Source organism: Sodalinema sp., assembly GCF_046483825.1.
Taxonomy (GTDB): Bacteria; Cyanobacteriota; Cyanobacteriia; order Cyanobacteriales; family Geitlerinemataceae; genus Sodalinema.
On record NZ_JAWOCL010000119.1, the window covers coordinates 1 to 17,231 of the forward strand.

A 17,231-nucleotide genomic window follows, 5' to 3' on the forward strand; every position below is an offset into this window, starting at 1 on the left:
TTTAGCCTCAACCTTAAATTCTAAGACAAACATTTACGCTAAGTTTGACAGAATAAACTTAGTTTAGCGCACTTAACGCTAAATTGACAACGGAAAGAAATTAACATCACGGCGGTTAAAACCGCTCGTGTCGCATTTCATCCCCCACTTAAAAGATGGAGGCTTTCATGCTCCCGCTATTTTCCCGTAACATTCCTGTCCTCAAACCGCAAGAGGTTGTTCGTCTCCTTGAACATCTCGGTTTTGTAGAAGTCCGTCAAAAGGGTTCACACAAGCAGTTTCGTCATGCAGATGGACGGGGAACAACTGTTCCATTTCATAAGGGGCGTGATATTTCTCCCAGACTGCTACGGCAAATTGCCAGTGACATCGAACTAACGGTTGAAGAATTTTTAGGGTCCCGGTCATGATAAGTGGTGTGAACCAGAGTCCTCAGAATGATGGTCACGAAAACAACAACGCCACCCCTGACACAGCAATCACCGCCCCCAGAATAGCTCTCAGGCTAAGCCGATCGCCGGTCCAGGCCGCCAACGGTAGCACAAAAATTGGACTCATCGCACTCAAGGTTTGTGAAACCCCCGCCAAGGCAAACTTAAGCGAAGTTTGTTGCAGCCAAATGGCTAAATAGGTTCCCAGAAACGCCGCTACCCCAATCATGGCCCAGGTGCGCCCCGAAGCAATTGGTGTCCAAGTGACCTTGATTGAACGGGGCCTGGCCGCCATCCAAAGGGGCAAAAAGACGAGTCCCGCCACTAGGCGAATTAAGGCCGCCAATAGGGGACTGACATCGGTTTCAGCTAAGGCCGCCCGCGAGAGAACCGCCCCTCCCGCTTGGACCGCCGCCGCCAGAAACGCCCAGGCTAAGCCTTGCCAGGGAAATTGAGCCTGGGGAGTGGCGGCGCTGGGGCTAACGCGCTCCTGAATCACGGAGGCCACCCCCAAGAGAATTAGCATCATACCAATCCCGGAACGGGGGGCTAGGAGTTCCCCGAGAACTAGGGCCGCAATTAGGGCGGTCATGGCCGGGGAGAGGGTTTGCAATAAGAGGGTGCGCCGGGAACCGAGGTGGTTGAGGGCGTAGAAGAAGGCGGTATCGCCTAAACTAATCCCGACCCCACCACTGGCGGCTAACAGCAGCAGCGATCGCCCCGGAATCTCAGGCCAGCCTGTTCCTCGCAGCAGCAGAGTGAGCAGAATCAGGGCAATGGCCATCACCCCTTTCAGTAACGTCAGTTGTAACGGTGGGATGCGATCGCCCACCTGTTGATAGAGAACCGCTGCGATCGCCCACAAAAGCGCCGACAGCAACGCCGCCACTTCGCCGCGATAGGTCAAAATCCACTCGTTTATCATCGTTAATTACGCCATTCATGACGCCATTATTGGCGCGGAAATAGCCGTTCTAAACTCTGTTGTAAGTGGCGATGGGGATAAATGTTGGGCTTGCGACTCCAAACATATTCCACCGTTTCCACATAGGTCCAAGTGGGATGTTTCGCAAAACAATACGCCACCATCACTGAACCACTACGCCCAATTCCGGCGCGACAGTTGACCATAATCTTATGTTTTCCTGCCGCTCGTTGCTCATCGAGCCAATTGACAGATTTGACTAAAATGTCATCCGAAATAGTGTTTTCTGCGCCATCCGGTGTGCCAAGTTTTTGATAGGTTATCTTGGCTTGGGGCGGATAGGATAAAGCTAATTCCTCCGCCATATTTAGAACTGCATCTACCCCCAATTTGTCGGCTTGAGAGGCGGCAATATAGTTGCCAATATAGAGATTACTAATAATACGAATACAACTCGGACCCTGCGCCCAAGGCATTAAATCCGAGGGTTCCTGAACGCTGAGAAAACCGTCATTGTGGGGATAGCCCAGCCATTGCCAGAGGCCCGGTTGTTGGCGATCGCCGATGCGATAGGTATAGGCATACTCCCCCTGACTGGTGGGGAAAAACGCCCCCTCGAAGTGGTGAACCCCCTCTAGGGTGAAATGATAGGGCAAATCAATGGCGTACCAGTCTCCCTCGCTGTTGTACTTGCTGGGGATATTGGTCCACATTTGTACGGTAAGCCGTTCGGGGGGGATGCTGCTACGCAACGTCAGAGTTGCGCCAAAGCGTTCAAGCATAAACCGCCGTAGGCGATCGCCCAGGGGGGGCTGAATCTCAACAACTTCGGCAAACTGGGGCTTAGACATGGTTCAACAACAGGGATAGCTAGGGGCAAGAGGCGATCGCCTCCCTAATCCTACACCCCTATCCCAAAGGAAAGCACCCCCAACTGAACCAAACTGGGGGCGATCGCCCCAGTTCGGGCTGTTAAACTGGCGGTAGATGGTCTCGGCCATTTGCCTTCATCCCTCCTAACTGTCATGAATCCTCAACCTGAACCCACTCCCAACCCCGACACCAACCTCTCCGATGACGACCTGCGCCAAGATCGTTTACTGGGTCGTAAATTCACCCTCGCGGATGCCATTGCCGCCGAAGGAAATAACTTCTTTAAAGGCGAGTCACCCGTCCCCATTTTGCTGCGGGCGGTGACAGAAATCAATGGATTTATTGATAAACATCTGCGAGATTCTTCTGGCGCTTTAAAAGCCGTTTTGCAAGATTGGGTCAAACAAGATAGCTGTGTCAGTGAACATATTGACCAGCCTCTAATTGCCCTAGAGAAAATCCTCAAGTCCATTACCAGCAATTCAGAGGTTTTGTATGAATTTGTCCGCCAAGTTGACTTTAAATGGGGACAAATTTACGGCGATCGCCCCTATTTTCAAAAACCTGGACAATCGCCTCATCCTGAGGATGAATATACTCATACCTCTGTCCAACAAAAAATGATTGAACTCCTAGACACCCTCCATAATACCCTCTAAGGTGATCGCGTGTCAGCCAATCAACACCCCATAAACGGCGAGACGTTGGACAAACTCAATCAGATTATCTCATCCATTATCCTACTACTGCTGGTTGTACCTGGATTGGCCGCTATGGCGATCGCCATTCAGGCCACCACGTCTGGGTTGTCCGCCAGTCTCGCGATTCTCGCTGTGTTACTGGGGATGGCCATCGTTGCGATCGCCGTCTTAGCCACAGCCGTCAGCCTCATCAATTCTCTGAACTCCTCCCTCAGCCAATCTCAAGCCTATGGCTTTATATTCTTTCCCATTATTGTGCCTTTTTTTCTCTATCTCGGTAGCGTCAGCGGTGCCTTTCTAGTTATGTTTTTCTACCGCCAGGGAAGCGGGGGCTTACCCCTCATTCCTTGGCTGATGTCTCGATGTCTGGCTGTAATGATTACTGTTGTTTTGACGGTATTTTTGCCAGTCTTAATCCTATCGAGTTCCAATCAAACCGCCAATCAAACCGCCAATCAAACCGCAAAAAACTCATCTCATGAAACCTCCGATAAAGCCTCAACCTCGCAACGCCAGACCACAGCCGCCTATTCTTTCAATAAGTCAATCTCTCTCCTTGGGTTACAACTCGGTATCCTTATCCAAGGGTTAGCCAGTGCTGGGTTAGGATCATCCCTCAGTTGCTGGCTGTTCCAAACTCTCTTAAAAAGCCATTGATCGTTAAACAGAGGTCACCTCTTCTGAACCTGATTTAACCATTATTTAAATCCCAAAAATTTAGCTGTTCAAGCTATTGACAAAAAACAAAATCTATGTCACGCCCCGTTCTCTACTTCGCCGTCACCAATCATGGCTTTGGCCATGCCGTTCGCGCAGCTTCCGTGGCCGCTACCATCCAACGTCTCAACCCCGAGATTCTCATCGCCATGGTGACAACCGCCCCCCGCTGGCTTCTCGACTCCTACATTCCGGGCGACTATCTCTATCGCCCTCGCGCCTTGGATGTGGGGGTGATTCAAGCCGATAGCCTCAATATGGATAAAACTACCACCCTAGAGAAGCTGCGGGATATCCAAAGGCGACATCATGACATCATCGCCGGGGAAGTGAATTTTATTAAGCTGAATCGGGCCGGATTAGTGTTGGCAGATATTCCCCCCCTCGCGGCTAAAATTGCTCATTATGCTGGGGTTCCGGGCTGGATGATGAGTAACTTTGGCTGGGATTTTATTTATCGCCCTTGGGGTGGGGAATTTGTCGAGATTGCCGATTGGATTGGCGAGTGTTTTGGGGCCTGCGATCGCCTGTTTCGTCTTCCCCTCCATGAACCGATGTCAGCGTTTACCAACATCAGCGATGTGGGGTTAACCGGCGGAACCCCCAAGTACAGCGAGGCGCAGCTACGTGACACCTTTTCCCTAACCGCCCCGCGTGAGAAAACCATTCTCCTCACCTTCGGCGGCTTAGGCTTACAGGCCCTGCCCTATCACGGTCTGCGAGACTTTGCCGATTGGCAATTTCTCACGTTTGATCGCAACGCCCCCGACTTGCCCAATTTGCGGAAAATCCTTGATTCAGCCTATCGCCCGGTTGATGTGATGCCCCTGTGCGATCGCGTCGTCTCCAAACCGGGGTATAGTACCTTCGCCGAAGCCCTGCGCCTCGATGTTCCCCTAGTTTCCGTGACTCGCGACGGCTTTGCTGAAGCCCAAATTCTCCTCGATGGGATTCAGGAGTGGGGCCAGCATCAAATTATCCCCCATGCGGACTTCTTCGCCGGGGATTGGCCGTTTCTGCGAGACGCTCCCAACCCTGCCAAACAAACCGCCAAACTGCCGAAAGATGGCAACGAGGCGATCGCCCAAGCGGTGGTTGACTTTTTTGCCTAACTATGCTAAAGATCCCCCATCCTAAGCCTCACAAGCGACGCGAAAGCCCATAGGTCAACAACGACCGAACACAGGTTAATGCCTGTCGAGAGCCTCATTTCACATGACAACGGTGAAGAAAAAAGTGCAGTCAAACTCAAATCTTCAGATATAGCAATCGAAGATTGGCTTAGGACACTCTGAGTTGGGAGAGAATCCCCGACCTCTTGCCTCTTGCCTCTTGCCTCTTGCCTTCTTATCCCCTGTTCCCTGTTCCCTGTTCCCTGTTCCCTGTTCCCTTCCCTTGCCTCTTGCCTCTTGCCTTCTTATCCCCTATTTTTTGTACGATTCAGACCAACTTTTGCTATAGGATAGGTTAATCTGTGGGTGAGGCTGCCCTCGTTGCCAGATCAAATCCTTCAAGACGTCACCCTAGGGGAAGTGGAGCATCGTGCTAATTCCACTCGATTACTACCGTATTTTGGGCTTGCCCATCCAGGCAACCGCCGAGCAAATCCAGCAATCCTATCGCGATCGCTCGCGACAGTTGCCGCGTCGGGAATACTCCGAGGCGGCCATTGAAGGACGCAAACAACTCATTGACGAAGCCTATAGCGTCCTAGCCGATGCCGAGAGCCGCGCCCGCTACGACAGCCTATTTCTGAGCAAAACCTACGACGAAAGCGATCTGGCCGATGACGCCGATGACTCAGACCACCTCGACTCAGCCTCAGAGGAGTTGAGCGTCTCCCCCCAGGGCGATCGCAACGGCATGATCCCCATCGCTCCCCCTCGTATCAGCCAAAGTCCCAGCCTTGAAATTGAAACCCATCAACTCGTCGGCGCCTTAGCGATTCTCCTAGAACTCGGAGAATACGATCGCGTCCTCACACTCGGTCGTCCCCACCTATCCCAGCGCACCTCCGACAGCCGCGTTGCTGGCGAAACCGTCTTCCGCTCGGACATCGCTCTGACCGTTGCTGTGGCGTACCTGGAAATGGGACGAGAACAATGGCAACAACGGCAATATGAAAACGCCGCCTCCTCCCTCGAAGCCGGACAAGCATTGCTATTACGAGAAGGATTGTTCCCCCAAGTGCGCGGTGAAATGCAAAACGACCTGCAAAAACTCCGTCCCTACCGGATTCTCGAACTCCTAGCCCTACCCCTCGATGAAGAAACCCTACGACAACGAGGCTTAGAATTACTGCGGGAGATGCTGCAAGAACGCGGTGGAGTCGATGGAACCGGCGACGATGGTTCTGGCTTAGATGTCGATGACTTTCTGCGCTTCATTCAACAACTGCGTCAGTACACGACGGCGGCCGAACAGCAGCTTCTCTTTGAACTCGAAGCCCGTCGCCCCTCGGCTGTGGCCACCTATCTAGCCGTCTATGCCTTGATTGGCCGGGGGTTTGCCCAACGACAACCGGGACTCATCTATCGCGCTAAGTTGCTGCTCGTTCAACTCGGCCGCCGTCAGGATGTTCATCTCGAACAAGCCGTCTGCGCTCTGCTACTCGGACAAACCGAACAAGCCAGTCGAGCCTTAGAACTGTCCCAGGAAGATGAACCCATCCGCTTTATTCAGGAGCATTCTCAAGGCTCTCCCGATTTACTGCCCGGTCTGTGCCTCTATGGAGAACGATGGCTTCAGGATGAGGTGTTTCCTCATTTCCGCGATTTAACCAGTCTGACGGCGTCCCTGAAGGACTATTTCGCAGATCCTCGCGTGCAAACCCATCTGGAAAATCTGCCTCCAGAAAGCGAAGACTCGGCCCAATGGGTGGTCTCGGCCACCCAAACGGCTCTACCGCCACCCACGGACTCGATGCCAGTTTTGGCGGGAGCGAATGCCCTGGACTACAGCCCGAGTCAGGGCGATGAGGGTACGACCCAGAAGACGAGCCATAGTGCCAGCGATGGCGCAACGCATTGGGCGCGATCGCCTCAATCCTCCCAAACGACGGGTTCAATCAGTCGTAGCCGTCCGTCCTGGGACCTGTCCCCGTCTCAGAACGCTGGTTCCCTAGGACGCACCTCCGTGAGTACTCCCCGTTTTCCGGGGGCCAATCCCTTCGCTCCCCCTGATCCGATGACCCCATCCCCCTCGGCTTCTGGACCACGACGGCGACGGCGGCGAGATTCCGTCTCCTCGACTCGCCCCTCTACGCGATCGCGGCGAGGGGGGGTGAAACTCGATCGCCTGCTCATCTTAATGGGAGGAGGTCTGTTGGCCCTGGTGCTGTTATGGATTGTCCTAAGCAGTCTCTTAGGTGGGTTGGCGGCGTTGTTGGGAATCTCGGGACCGCAACTTGATGACAATGGGGCTGATGTTAGCCTCAGCGAGCCATTGTTTGAACTCCCAGACCCCGAACCGGCGCCAGATGCCGATGCGCCTCTGAGTCGTGAGGTGGCCGAAACCACCATTGAACGCTGGCTTTCGGTCAAATCTGAGGCCGTTGGCCCCGACCATAATCTCGATGGCTTAGCCACGGCGTTAACGGGGCCAGCCTTGAGCGAATGGCAACGCCGGGCTGAGGAGGCGCGGCGCGACGGTTGGTATTGGCAGTATGACCAGCATGAGGTGACGGTGCAGTCGGTGGAGTTGGCCGATGAGACTTCAGATCAGGCTCAAGTTGAGGCGATCGTGCAGGAAGTCGGAACCCTTTATGAAGGGGGACAAACCATCAATTCTACGGGGTCAGATCCCCTCACGGTCCTCTATACGTTAGTTCGTGTGGATGGGGAGTGGAAGATAGAAGACTGGTCGCTTCGGTGAAATGCCATCCCTAGGGGAGCCAATCCGCTACACTAAAGTGCGGGATCCGTGAACCCCGGTTTTCTTTGCCTCGATATCTGTTGTCATGTCCATAAGTGAGCCTACCCCCTCAACTGCACCTGAGACCCCGGCGGACTCGTCCGTCTGTCGTGACCCCACGGCGCTACGCCAATGTCTCGAAGCTCTCGATATCCCCCGTATTGGGCGACATCTGTTTCTCTGTGCTGATCAAACCAAGCCGAAATGCTGTTCTAAGGAGGCGGGAGTGGCGGCCTGGAATTATCTCAAACGCCGCCTGAAGGAGTTGCAGCTCGATCGCAGCGGTGATGAGCGATCGGTCTGTGTCTTCCGGACGAAAGCTAACTGTCTTCGGGTTTGTACTCAAGGACCGATCCTGTTAGTCTACCCCGACGGGGTTTGGTATCGTCACGCTACGCCTGAAGTGCTTGAGCGGATTATTCAGGAGCATCTCATCGGCGATCGCATTGTTGAGGAGTATGTCATTTGGCCATCCTCAGCCGCCCCGAGTCAAGAGCCATCCCGGCCACAAACCTCGTCCGACGACTGAGAATCGGCAGGACTTGTACTCCTAAGGAAAGGAATAAGCTAAAATAAGCAATGGTGTTATTCGAACCCTTGTGCCAAAACAGCAAGCAATTTTTTTGATATTGACAGTCTCCTATGAAAAATACCACACCCAAACGGTTACTTCTTATTGATGATGATCCGAATCTAATTTTATTGGTCAAAGATTTCTTGGAGTTTCGCGGTTACGAGGTGACCGCAGCCGAAAATGGACGAGAAGCCCTTGATATTTTAGAAGAAACAATCCCGGAACTGATTATTTGTGATGTCATGATGCCGGAAATGGACGGCTATGGTTTTGTCCAAAAAGTGCGTGAAAATCCCCGTACTAGCTGGGTTCCCGTGATTTTTCTCTCGGCTAAAGGGCAAAGCCAAGATCGGGTTAAAGGATTAAATACGGGGGCAGACGTGTATATGGTCAAGCCTTTTGAACCCGATGAATTGGTGGCTCAAGTGGAGTCGTCTCTACAACAAGCGGCTCGTCTGATGGCCCGCAAGTTTTCCGGTCATGATAATGCGCCACCGCTGAAGGTTCGCTCCGGGGTGGAACTGACACCGACGGAACTGAAGGTGGTTCAGTGGGTAGCACGGGGAATGGCCAATCGGGAAATTGCCTTGGAAATGAAGGTGAGTCAGCGCACCATTGAAAGTCATGTGTCGAATATGCTCGGCAAAACCGGATTGCATAATCGCACGGAACTGGCACGCTGGGCGATTGAAACCAATATGGTTTAATCTCCTGGCTTCAGCGAGATCAAGCGCTGATTGAGTCTTCGCTGGAGTCTTCACCGGACCCATGACTAACCCCTTGGAGGGGGAAAAGTTTAACGAAATGTTAAGCTAGAGAGTGCGGTTCTCGTGCGATCGCATTCTTGGGTCTAAAGTGCGGGTCTAAAGTGCGGACGAGATCAACCCCTGTGGAGTCCGTCAGCGACGGATAACCCCTAGGAGCGACCCGAGTGAGCGACCCGAGTGTGGTCTCAAGGGTGAGTCCAATCCGGTACGGTCAATATCAATGGCCGAGATTGGCCTGAGATGAACCTGATCACGTCTCTAATGACATTTCTGGTGACGTCTATCGTCAAACAGTCGCCTGAACTTCTATCTAACGTTTACACCCCATTGATTCCTAACTTTTTACATCTAAACCAAAGCCAGGTATAGCATTAATGATTTATGACACCGATCGCCTGTCCATTTTTGTGGATGGGAATAATATGTTCTACGCACAACAAAAAAACGGATGGTTCTTTGACCCTCGGCGGGTTCTTGACTATTTCAGAAGTCAATACACCAATACCACCCTCGTCAACGCCTTCTGGTACACCGGCCTAAAAGATCCCCAAGATCAACGGGGGTTCCGAGATGCCCTGATCAGCCTCGGCTATACGGTACGCACGAAAATCCTCAAAGAATATTACGACGACAACTCTGGACGCTATTCCCAAAAAGCCAATCTGGACATTGAAATTGTTATAGATATGTTTAACACCGTGGATCAGTACAACCGAGTTGTGCTATTTAGTGGAGATGGAGACTTCGAGCGGGCGATCGAACTGCTACGTTCCAAGAATACCCACATCACTGTGGTCTCCACCGAGGGGATGATTGCTCGTGAATTGCGTAACGCCACCGATCGCTACATTGACCTCAACGAAATTCGCGACAAAATAGAGAAACTAGACTATTAACTCTTTCCCCCCACGCCGGGAGTTGCTCTCCAAACTCTCGGCTTTCTGGGGGTTGACCCGTTTCGAGTACCCTTGATACAACCGAGGTATCCTATGAGCCAACAGCCCGATCGCATTATCATCTTTGACACCACCTTGCGGGATGGAGAACAGTCCCCTGGGGCCACCCTCAATAAAGAGGAAAAGTTGACCATCGCCCGTCAACTGGCCCGCCTCGGGGTGGATGTCATCGAAGCCGGATTCCCCTTCGCCAGCCCCGGTGATTTCGAGGCGGTTCAAGGAATTGCTGAACAGGTGGGAACCCCCGACGGCCCGACCATTTGTGGCTTGGCCCGGGCCACCCAAGGGGATATCCAATCCGCCGGAGAGGCCCTGGCCCCCGCCGCCCACAAACGCATTCACACTTTTATCGCCACCTCCGATATTCATCTCAAGCATAAGTTGCGCAAAAGTCGCGAGGAGGTGTTGGCGATCGCCCCGGAGATGGTGGCCTATGCTAAAACCTTCACCGAGGATGTGGAGTTCTCCCCGGAAGATGCGGCCCGCAGTGACCCGGATTTTATGTATCAGGTCTTGGAAGCGGTGATTGACGCGGGGGCCACAACGGTCAATATCCCCGATACCGTCGGCTACACCACCCCCGGCGAGTTTGGCGCCTTGATTCGCGGTATTGCTGAGAATGTCCGTAACATCGACCAGGCGGTGATTTCTGTTCATGGTCACAATGATTTAGGGTTGGCGGTGGCCAACTTCCTAGAAGCGGTGAAAAACGGCGCGCGTCAACTCGAATGCACGATTAACGGGATTGGTGAACGGGCCGGAAATGCGGCTTTAGAAGAGTTGGTGATGGCGTTACATGTTCGCCGTCAGTATTACAATCCCTTCCTAGGTCGCCCGGTGGAGTCGGAAGACGCTTTAACGAACATCAACACCCGCGAGATTTATAAAACTTCTCGTTTGGTGTCGAACCTGACGGGGATGTTTGTGCAGCCCAATAAAGCTATTGTTGGGGCCAACGCCTTCGCTCATGAGTCGGGGATTCACCAGGATGGGGTTCTCAAGAACCGCATGACCTATGAGATTATGGATGCCCAATCCATCGGTTTGACCGATAATCAGATTGTTTTGGGCAAACATTCAGGACGCAATGCCTTCAAAACTCGCTTGAAGGAGTTAGGGTTTGAATTGTCGGAGACGGAGTTAAATAAAGCCTTTCTCAAGTTCAAAGCCTTCGCGGATCAGAAGAAGGAAATCACCGATTGGGATTTAGAGTCGATTGTGAACGACCAAATCCAGCAACCCCCTGAACTGTATAAGTTAGAGTTGGTGCAAGTCTCCTGCGGCGATCGCGCTCGTCCAACGGCGACGGTCAGTTTGCGGGGTCCCAATGGTGAGGAATTGCTGGATGTGGCCTTGGGAACGGGGCCGGTGGATGCGGTGTATAAAGCCATTAACCGCATTGTGGATATCCCCAATGAGTTGATTGAATACACGGTGCATTCGGTGACGGCGGGGATTGATGCGTTAGGCGAGGTGACGGTTCGCTTACGCTATGAGGGGCGCATTTTCTCGGGCCATGCAGCGAATACGGATGTGATTGTGGCCTCGGCTCATGCCTATGTCAATGCCCTCAATCGTCTCTATGAGGCGTTGCAAAATCCTCGCGTTATCCCCCAAGGCACCCCGGTTACGTCGCGAGTGTAGCACCGGATAGGAAGGGTTAGAGGGCGACCAAAGGTACGCCCCTACCCTTTTGCCTCTTGCCTTCCCCTCTTGGGAGGGGTTAGGGGTGGGTTATGCCTCTTGCCTCTTGCCCGTTCCCCGTTCCCTGTTCCCTGTTCCCTGTTCCCAAACACTCCCTAGCGAGGCGACTTGTGCCAGAACTTCCTGAAGTTGAAACTGTACGTCGTGGCTTAAATGCCCATACCTGCCAGCAACGAATCCTAGGAGGCGCTGTACTCCTGAATCGTAGTCTGGCCAGTCCCACTCAGGCTAACGAGTTTATCGAGGGGTTGCGTGGCCAGTCGATTCGCACTTGGCATCGACGCGGGAAATATCTGATCGCGCAACTCGGTGACGATGAGCCTTGCGATCGCCTCATCCCCACAGCCGCCGGTTGGCTGGGTGTGCATTTGCGGATGACGGGGCAACTCCTCTGGTGTCACCCCGATGATCCCCTAGCCAAACATACCCGAGTGCGGTTATTCTTCGAGGGCGATCGCGAACTGCGTTTCGTCGATATCCGCACCTTTGGCCGCATCTGGTGGGTTCCTCCCGATACCGCCCCCGAAACCATCATCACCGGCCTGCTGAGTCTCGGCCCGGAACCCTTCAGCGAGGCCTTATCCAGCGACTACCTCATCAATACCCTCCGCAATCGCCGCAAACCCATCAAAACGGCTCTTCTCGATCAAACCATTATTGCGGGAACCGGCAACATCTACGCCGACGAAAGTTTATTTCTCAGTGGGATTCCCCCAACCCGTCTCTGTAGCCAACTCACCCCAGACGAGATCGATCGCCTGCGATCGCAACTCATCACCGTTCTCGGGCAGGCGATCGAAGCGGGGGGAACCACCCTGCGGGACTTTCGTGATGTAAACGGGATTAACGGCAACTATGGGGGAATGGCCTGGGTGTATAACCGCAAGGGGCAACCCTGTCGCCACTGTAGTACCCCCATTGAGCGCATTAAACTCGGGGGGCGATCGTCCCATTTCTGTCCCTGCTGCCAGCCAGACCCCAAAACGCCCTAAAATGGTCAAACGATAGACCTGTACCTATAGACTCACGATCACCCCTTATGGCACCTGCGAAGAAACTCAAACGCGGCTCCTTTGTCCGTGTCGTCCGCGAAAAGCTTGCCAACAGCGTCGAAGCCACCGCCAGTGACAACCGCTTTCCGAGCTATATTTTCGAGACACGGGGCGAAATCCTCGAAACCGAGGGTGACTATGCCTTAATCAAGTTTGGCATTGTTCCTACGCCCAACGTTTGGCTTCCCTTAGAACAACTCGAAGCCTTTGAGTAAGGAGGTGAAGCGGCCCATCACAGCCTCCAGGTGGCGGTTCGAGACTGTTCAGCATGGACATTCCCCCCTTCAAGACATGGCAGAATTAAGTCTGGAACCGTCCCCCATCGCTAACTCTGTATGAAGTCTTCCTCTCAAACCCCAGTCTCTAGCCATCGCCAGCCCCGTGTCGCCGTTATCGGGGCCGGCAAAGTTGGCAGTACCCTGGCTCAACGAGTGGCCGAAAAGAACCTCGCCGATGTGGTGCTGTTAGACATCATTGAGGGTTGGCCTCAGGGGATTGCCTTAGATCTGATGCAGGCCCGAGGACTGGAGGGACACGATCGCAGCATCACCGGCACCAATGACTACGCCGATACCGCTGATTCGGATGTGGTAGTCATTACAGCCGGACGGCCTCGGACTCCTGGGATGGATCGCAGTGATTTAATTAAAACCAATGCTGCCATCGTCGTCAACGCGGCTAAACAGGCGATCGCCTATTCCCCCAATGCCATTTTTATCGTCGTCACCAATCCCCTCGATGTGATGACATATCTGGTTTGGCAAGCCACGGAACTACCCCCCCGACGAGTGATGGGGATGGCAGGGGTTCTCGACTCCTCGCGATTGCAAGCCTTTATCGCGATGGAACTCGGAGTCTCGATGCAAGATGTACAAACTCTGGTTTTAGGGAATCATGGCAAGCAGATGATTCCTCTACCCCGCTATTGCACCGTGAAAGGGGTTCCTCTCCCAGAGATGACGGACGCTGCAACCGTTGAGCGACTGATGGAACGTACCCGTCATGGGGGGAGTGAAATCGTCGGACTGATGCAGCGGGGAGGAGCTTATTTTGCTCCCGCCTCCTCCATTTACGTGATGGTAGAGAGCATTCTGTGCGATCGCAACCGTCTCGTGAGTGCCGCCGCCTATCTGCAAGGGGAATATGGCATTGAGGGGCTATTTCTCGGTGTTCCTTGTCACTTAGGGCGTGAGGGTGTTAGAACCGTCATGGAACTCTCCTTAGAACCGGAGCAACAGCAGGCCCTTCTCGATTCCGCAACGACGGTTCGCCAAAATATCGAGATCGCTCAGGAGCTTCTCACCCGTCAGCGTTGAGACTCTCCAAAACGACCTCGAAGACCCTAAATCATTTAGATCTCAATCTTCACGATTGGGCATGACATCATGGACGAGATCCGATCGCCTGAGGTCGCGATCGCCACCCGCAATCTCAGTAAACAGTTCGATCGCCATCTGGCGGTCGATCAAGTTGACTTAGAGATTAACTATGGTGACGTCTATGGACTGATTGGCCCCAATGGTGCCGGCAAAACTACCTTAATTCGGATGTTGGCGGCCATCGAAGAACCCACCATCGGCGAAATTTACTTTCACGGAGAACGCTTAGATCTCAGTCGCCCAAATCCGCGCTTAAAACGCTATTTAGGCTATCTTCCCGATGATTTTCCCCTCTATGATGATCTCACCGTTTGGGACTATCTCGATTATTTTGCCCGTCTCTATGAATTACGAGAACCCAAGCGATCGCGTCGTCTCTTAGAGATTCTCGATCTCGTACAACTGATTCCCAAACGAGACAGCCTCATTTCCACCCTCTCCCGAGGCATGAAACAGCGGTTAAGTCTCGGACGTACGATTCTCCATGAACCCATCTTACTGCTCCTCGATGAGCCAGTCTCCGGCTTAGATCCCATCGCGCGGCAACAGTTCCGCGACATTATCCAAGTCGTCCGTGAAGCCGGGATGACGGTGCTGATTTCCTCCCATGTTCTCTCGGATTTGGCCCAACTCTGTAGTTCCATCGGCATTATGGAACTCGGCTGTCTCGTCGAAAGTACCTCCATTCAGGAGTTGTATAGCCGTCTGAGTCAGCAATATATTCAAATCCACCTACTAGAAGACGAGTTATCCGAAAGTTTAAACCGGGCGATCGCCGAACTGAGGAACTGCCCCAACGTCGAGAGTTGGACGGTCAAAAACCAGCAAATCACCGTACATTTTCAAGGGAGCGATCGTGACAGTGCTAATCTCTTAAAACAACTCATCAAAGCTCAAGTCAACCTCTACCAATTTCAAATTCAAAACGACGACCTCGAAGATATTTTTCTCAAATTAGGTCATCAACAAGCCTCCTAATCCCTAAATTTCAATTCCCATGAATCATCGATTGTATGACAAATTGAGTAACAGCAACCCCCAGCTCATGCGGGAAATCAAAGGACGATTTAAACCCGCCCAAATTGGACTATCTATAAGCGGCTCACTACTCATTCAGGGGCTAGTTCTGCTATCCTTTTTGACCAAACTACCGATTTCCACCAGTAACAACCGCAATCCCTACTGTTACCCAAGTGTCATGTATTCCAGGGAAGACCGCTGGGTGTATGACCGAAGCTTAGATTGCCTGAAAGATAGTAGTGGCAATCTCCTCATTGGTTGGCCTCTTTGGTGGGAACACATTTGTCAAACTCTGAGTGCGATCGCCATCATCGCTCTAGTCATTGGCGGCTTGTTTTTGCTAATCGAAAATATTGCCAAAGAACAAAAAGAAGGCACACTGAACTTTATTCGCCTCAGTCCTCAAAGCGGTTATAAAATTATTGTCGGCAAACTTCTGGGGGTCCCCCTATTAGTTTACGTTGGCATTGCCGTAATGATTCCCCTGCATGGATTTTCTGCCATTCAAGGAGGCTATTTTTTAAGGGATTTGATTAGTTTCTATGGCGTCATCAGCTTAAGTCTATTAACCATTTATTTACTCGGAGCGTTGTATGCGATTAAAGGTGGCCAACAAGCCCTAGTCTTCGGAGTCGCACTGGGCGGGCTATTTTGCAGTTCCTACCTGTCTACTTTGCAAACGTTATTCCCACCCGGAAAGTTTGCTAAGCCCACATCTGAAGCAATTTGGTGGGGATTATCACTAGGCATGAAGCCGATCTACTGTCAAGCTTTTGTCATTGTTTCGCTTCTGGTCTTAAACAGTTATCTCTTCAAGGTAATCGAGCGATCCTATCAAAAACCCTACGCCACCCTACTCACGAAAAAGCAAAGCTACCAGTTAGGACTGATCGCTAACCTTTATGTTCTCGGCTTTTGGTTGAGTGGTCTGAGTCCAACTCAATCATTCGTTAGCCCTCGCTTCGTCATCAATCTCTTAACGGTCTATAGCATCTTCCTGCTACCGGTTTTTCTAACCCTGGCCTTAAGCCTATCCCCCAATCGTCAAAGTTTACAAGACTGGGCACGCTATCGCCAGACTCTAACCTCGGAACCCGGACAGCCTCGCTCTTCACTACGAGCGGACTTAATCTGGGGAGATAAAAGTCCCTCTGTGGTAGCTCTGGGTATTCATATGCTGATGTCGATTATGACCTTAGCGGTGGCGATCGCCCTCTGGAAGACGGAGGATATCATTTGGGATAGCAGCGGTAAACTTTTGGCGATTCTGGGACTCTGTATCGTGGGTGGCTGGCTTTGGATCTACAGTATTGTCATCCAATGGCTCTTTTTGAGTAAACTCAGCAAACAGCGATGGGTGCTTCCTGTCGTGTTAGGGGTAATCATTGGCTTACCTCCTCTGGTTTTACTGGTTCTGGGTCATGGCTCGGGGGAGAGTTTTCCCTATTGGTTAATGCTTGGCTTTGGGCCGAGTCCATTTCTGGCCGTCAACTCCGATTTGCTCCCCATCGCCGTCAGTACCTTGTTGGGACAAACCCTCATTATTGTGATGAGTTTGAGACTGTTGACCAAACAACTCAAACGAGCGGGCCAGTCTGAGTTAAAACAACTCATCGACCGTCCCGCGATCGCCGCCAACCGTTCAACATCAGCAAGCCGTTAAAACTGAATCCCCACCCCACCCTGAATCGAAACCCCAGTGTGGTTGCTTTCCTCATCAAAAACGACAACCTCGAAGACATTTTTCTCGAACTTGGTCATAAACGAGCCTCCCAACCTCTAGATTGTAATCGCCATGAATCATCGATTGTACGATAAATTGAGTAACAGCAATCCCCAGCTCATGCGGGAAATCAAAGGACGATTCAAACCCGCTAAAATTGTACTATCTATAGCTGGATCACTACTCATTCAGGGGCTAGTTTTGCTGTTCTACTTCGCCAAATTGCCTGGCCCCACCAGCAACAACCATAACGACTATTGTTATCCACGTGTCATGTATTTCAGGTCATCAGACCCCTTTTCCCAGAGTAATTTTAAGTTAGATTGCTTGAAAGATAGCAGCGGCAATTTACTCATTGGTTGGCATGTTTGGTGGTATGACATTTCTCAGACTCTGAGTGCGATCGCCATCATCGCTCTAGTCATTGGCGGCTTGTTTTTGCTAATCGAAAATATTGCCAAAGAACAAAAAGAAGGCACACTGAACTTTATTCGCCT

General features: G+C 52.1%; 16 protein-coding genes. 14 read left to right on the forward strand and 2 right to left on the reverse strand.

Going from position 1 to position 17,231, the window contains the following annotated elements; translation table 11 throughout:
- Nucleotides 1-167 precede the first annotated feature (167 nt).
- Complete coding sequence (locus R6U67_RS07570; protein ID WP_410251993.1) at nucleotides 168-410, forward strand: type II toxin-antitoxin system HicA family toxin; 243 nt, start codon at nucleotides 168-170, stop codon at nucleotides 408-410.
- Between the two features lie 34 nt (nucleotides 411-444).
- On the opposite strand, the gene R6U67_RS07575 is transcribed toward R6U67_RS07570, so the two are convergent.
- Both R6U67_RS07575 and R6U67_RS07580 read right to left on the reverse strand, forming a co-directional pair.
- Complete coding sequence (locus tag R6U67_RS07575; RefSeq protein ID WP_410251979.1) at nucleotides 445-1,356, reverse strand: DMT family transporter; 912 nt, start codon at nucleotides 1,354-1,356, stop codon at nucleotides 445-447.
- A 26-nt stretch (nucleotides 1,357-1,382) separates the two neighbouring features.
- Complete coding sequence (locus R6U67_RS07580; protein ID WP_410251980.1) at nucleotides 1,383-2,207, reverse strand: dual specificity protein phosphatase family protein; 825 nt, start codon at nucleotides 2,205-2,207, stop codon at nucleotides 1,383-1,385.
- A gap of 174 nt (nucleotides 2,208-2,381) precedes the next feature.
- On the opposite strand from R6U67_RS07580, the gene R6U67_RS07585 reads away from it, so the two are divergent.
- The 13 genes from R6U67_RS07585 (at nucleotide 2,382) to R6U67_RS07645 (ending at nucleotide 16,674) form a co-directional block, all read left to right on the forward strand.
- Nucleotides 2,382-2,888, forward strand: a complete 507-nt coding sequence (locus R6U67_RS07585) for a hypothetical protein (protein WP_410251981.1) — start codon at nucleotides 2,382-2,384, stop codon at nucleotides 2,886-2,888.
- Nucleotides 2,889-2,897: 9 nt separating this feature from the next.
- On the forward strand, nucleotides 2,898-3,587 hold the full coding sequence (locus R6U67_RS07590) for a hypothetical protein (protein ID WP_410251982.1): 690 nt from the start codon (nucleotides 2,898-2,900) through the stop codon (nucleotides 3,585-3,587).
- A 95-nt stretch (nucleotides 3,588-3,682) separates the two neighbouring features.
- Complete coding sequence (locus tag R6U67_RS07595) at nucleotides 3,683-4,759, forward strand: glycosyl transferase (RefSeq protein WP_410251983.1); 1,077 nt, start codon at nucleotides 3,683-3,685, stop codon at nucleotides 4,757-4,759.
- 430 nt (nucleotides 4,760-5,189) lie between these two features.
- A complete protein-coding gene (locus R6U67_RS07600) occupies nucleotides 5,190-7,520 on the forward strand; it encodes an IMS domain-containing protein (RefSeq protein ID WP_410251984.1) in 2,331 nt (776 codons plus the stop codon).
- An 85-nt stretch (nucleotides 7,521-7,605) separates the two neighbouring features.
- Nucleotides 7,606-8,088: a (2Fe-2S) ferredoxin domain-containing protein gene (locus R6U67_RS07605; protein WP_410251985.1), complete on the forward strand. Its 483-nt coding sequence runs from the start codon at nucleotides 7,606-7,608 to the stop codon at nucleotides 8,086-8,088.
- A 113-nt stretch (nucleotides 8,089-8,201) separates the two neighbouring features.
- Nucleotides 8,202-8,840 (forward strand): response regulator transcription factor, encoded by a 639-nt coding sequence (locus R6U67_RS07610; RefSeq protein ID WP_410251986.1) that lies wholly within the window; start codon nucleotides 8,202-8,204, stop codon nucleotides 8,838-8,840.
- A gap of 434 nt (nucleotides 8,841-9,274) precedes the next feature.
- Nucleotides 9,275-9,796, forward strand: a complete 522-nt coding sequence (locus R6U67_RS07615) for an NYN domain-containing protein (protein ID WP_068789395.1) — start codon at nucleotides 9,275-9,277, stop codon at nucleotides 9,794-9,796.
- A gap of 93 nt (nucleotides 9,797-9,889) precedes the next feature.
- The gene (locus R6U67_RS07620) at nucleotides 9,890-11,500 is read left to right on the forward strand and encodes a 2-isopropylmalate synthase (protein ID WP_410251987.1); all 1,611 of its coding nucleotides are present in this window, start codon (nucleotides 9,890-9,892) and stop codon (nucleotides 11,498-11,500) included.
- 170 nt (nucleotides 11,501-11,670) lie between these two features.
- On the forward strand, nucleotides 11,671-12,552 hold the full coding sequence (locus tag R6U67_RS07625) for a DNA-formamidopyrimidine glycosylase (protein ID WP_410251988.1): 882 nt from the start codon (nucleotides 11,671-11,673) through the stop codon (nucleotides 12,550-12,552).
- A gap of 47 nt (nucleotides 12,553-12,599) precedes the next feature.
- On the forward strand, nucleotides 12,600-12,827 hold the full coding sequence (locus R6U67_RS07630) for an NAD(P)H-quinone oxidoreductase subunit O (protein ID WP_410251989.1): 228 nt from the start codon (nucleotides 12,600-12,602) through the stop codon (nucleotides 12,825-12,827).
- A 120-nt stretch (nucleotides 12,828-12,947) separates the two neighbouring features.
- Nucleotides 12,948-13,928, forward strand: coding sequence for a malate dehydrogenase (gene mdh, locus R6U67_RS07635; protein WP_410251990.1), 981 nt, complete (start codon nucleotides 12,948-12,950; stop codon nucleotides 13,926-13,928).
- Nucleotides 13,929-13,997: 69 nt separating this feature from the next.
- Entirely contained in the window at nucleotides 13,998-14,969 is a 972-nt protein-coding gene (locus tag R6U67_RS07640) for an ABC transporter ATP-binding protein (protein ID WP_410251991.1), read from the forward strand.
- Nucleotides 14,970-14,988: 19 nt separating this feature from the next.
- The gene (locus R6U67_RS07645; protein ID WP_410251992.1) at nucleotides 14,989-16,674 is read left to right on the forward strand and encodes a hypothetical protein; all 1,686 of its coding nucleotides are present in this window, start codon (nucleotides 14,989-14,991) and stop codon (nucleotides 16,672-16,674) included.
- Nucleotides 16,675-17,231 lie beyond the last annotated feature (557 nt).

Bases quoted from the DNA above. Each gene is read 5' to 3' on its own strand.
- R6U67_RS07570 (WP_410251993.1), top strand. From the start codon at position 168: ATGCTCCCGCTATTTTCCCGTAACATTCCTGTCCTCAAACCGCAAGAG.
- R6U67_RS07575 (WP_410251979.1), bottom strand. From the start codon at position 1,356: ATGATAAACGAGTGGATTTTGACCTATCGCGGCGAAGTGGCGGCGTTG.
- R6U67_RS07580 (WP_410251980.1), bottom strand. From the start codon at position 2,207: ATGTCTAAGCCCCAGTTTGCCGAAGTTGTTGAGATTCAGCCCCCCCTG.
- R6U67_RS07585 (WP_410251981.1), top strand. From the start codon at position 2,382: ATGAATCCTCAACCTGAACCCACTCCCAACCCCGACACCAACCTCTCC.
- R6U67_RS07595 (WP_410251983.1), top strand. From the start codon at position 3,683: ATGTCACGCCCCGTTCTCTACTTCGCCGTCACCAATCATGGCTTTGGC.
- R6U67_RS07605 (WP_410251985.1), top strand. From the start codon at position 7,606: ATGTCCATAAGTGAGCCTACCCCCTCAACTGCACCTGAGACCCCGGCG.
- R6U67_RS07610 (WP_410251986.1), top strand. From the start codon at position 8,202: ATGAAAAATACCACACCCAAACGGTTACTTCTTATTGATGATGATCCG.
- R6U67_RS07615 (WP_068789395.1), top strand. From the start codon at position 9,275: ATGATTTATGACACCGATCGCCTGTCCATTTTTGTGGATGGGAATAAT.
- R6U67_RS07620 (WP_410251987.1), top strand. From the start codon at position 9,890: ATGAGCCAACAGCCCGATCGCATTATCATCTTTGACACCACCTTGCGG.
- R6U67_RS07630 (WP_410251989.1), top strand. From the start codon at position 12,600: ATGGCACCTGCGAAGAAACTCAAACGCGGCTCCTTTGTCCGTGTCGTC.
- mdh (WP_410251990.1), top strand. From the start codon at position 12,948: ATGAAGTCTTCCTCTCAAACCCCAGTCTCTAGCCATCGCCAGCCCCGT.
- R6U67_RS07640 (WP_410251991.1), top strand. From the start codon at position 13,998: ATGGACGAGATCCGATCGCCTGAGGTCGCGATCGCCACCCGCAATCTC.
- R6U67_RS07645 (WP_410251992.1), top strand. From the start codon at position 14,989: ATGAATCATCGATTGTATGACAAATTGAGTAACAGCAACCCCCAGCTC.